The sequence below is a fragment of the Ruminococcus sp. FC2018 genome, assembly GCF_000621805.1.
Lineage (GTDB): Bacteria > Bacillota > Clostridia > Oscillospirales > Ruminococcaceae > Hominimerdicola.
The window spans coordinates 1-1,328 of the sequence record NZ_JHXH01000031.1 but is presented as its reverse complement, the minus strand read 5'-3'; the positions used below and the strand labels follow the sequence as shown (position 1 = coordinate 1,328).

Sequence of the window (1,328 nt, the reverse complement as noted above, 5' to 3'; positions counted from 1 at the left end):
AAGGACGGCGAGAACACTGCTGCGCTTGATCAGGTCAGCGGCAGACCGCTTACACCGACCGAGAAAAGCCAGCGTTCACAGCTCATCGCAAGGATAAACGAAAAGGGCTTTGACAATGTGATGGAGGAGGCTGCGTACACCTGGTTCAACAGGTTCACAGCTCTGCGTTACATGGAGGTCAATGGCTACCTGCCAACGAGGATAAAGGTTTTCTCGAACGAAAGCGATGAGTTCAAACCGGAAATACTTTCGCAGGCTCTCGATGTTGAGATCGAAGGGCTTGATAAGTCGTACATAGTTGATCTGATAGATGCACAGGATAACGAAACGCTTTACAAGTATCTGCTGATAGCGCAGTGCAATGCTCTGAATAAGGGGCTGCCCGAGCTTTTTGAGCAGATAGGCGGCTGGACGGAGCTTTTGTTCCCGAGAAATCTGCTGCGTGAGGACAGCGTAATTGCACGAATGGTAAAGGATATTCCGCAGCAGGATTGGCAGGATCAGGTGCAGATCATCGGGTGGCTGTATCAGTATTACAACAGCGAGCCCAAGGACAAGGTTTTTGCAAATCTGAAAAAGAATATCAAGATCAGTAAGGACGACATACCAGCGGCAACACAGCTTTTCACTCCCGACTGGATAGTTCGGTATATGGTGGAAAACTCCCTCGGTCGGCTGTGGGCAGAGGGTCACGGCAAGATTGATTCTGCCGACTGGAAATACTATCTTGAAGAAGCACAGCAGGAGGAATCTGTAAAGGCAGAGCTTGAAAAGCTGCGGGCGGAGTATGCGCAGATAAAGCCCGAGCAGATCAAGTTCCTTGACCCGTGTATGGGGTCGGGGCATATCCTCGTGTATGCGTTTGACCTGCTGATGAGCATTTACACGCAGCAGGGCTGGAGCGAGCGTGATGCAGCGGTTAGTATAATCACAAAGAACCTGTACGGGCTGGACATTGACCGCCGTGCGTATCAGCTGGCGTATTTCTCGCTGATGATGAAAGCAAGGCAGTACAACCGCAGGCTGCTGAGTCTGTCGGCAGAGGGTGCCTGCACGCCGAATCTTGCGAATTTTCAGGACATCGGCAGATTCAGCACAGATATGCTGACGGGGGAGATAGCGCAGCTTGCAGGGCAGTTTGAGAACTGCGACACCTACGGCTCGCTGATAGACGTGCAGGAAATACAGGGACTTGACGAGGCGATCGACGAGTTTCACGGGGTGATCGGGTTCAACGCACAGCAGCTTGAGCGAATGATGCAGCTTTACAAGATACTTTCGCAGCGGTACGATGTGGTGTGCACCAATCCGCCGTATATGGGCGGCTC

1 protein-coding gene is annotated in these 1,328 nt (G+C 52.0%); it reads left to right on the top strand.

Annotated elements, in window-relative coordinates:
- Positions 1-1,328: BREX-1 system adenine-specific DNA-methyltransferase PglX (gene pglX / locus T494_RS0111530; RefSeq protein ID WP_028506417.1), on the top strand; the 1,328-nt coding region annotated here is incomplete at both ends.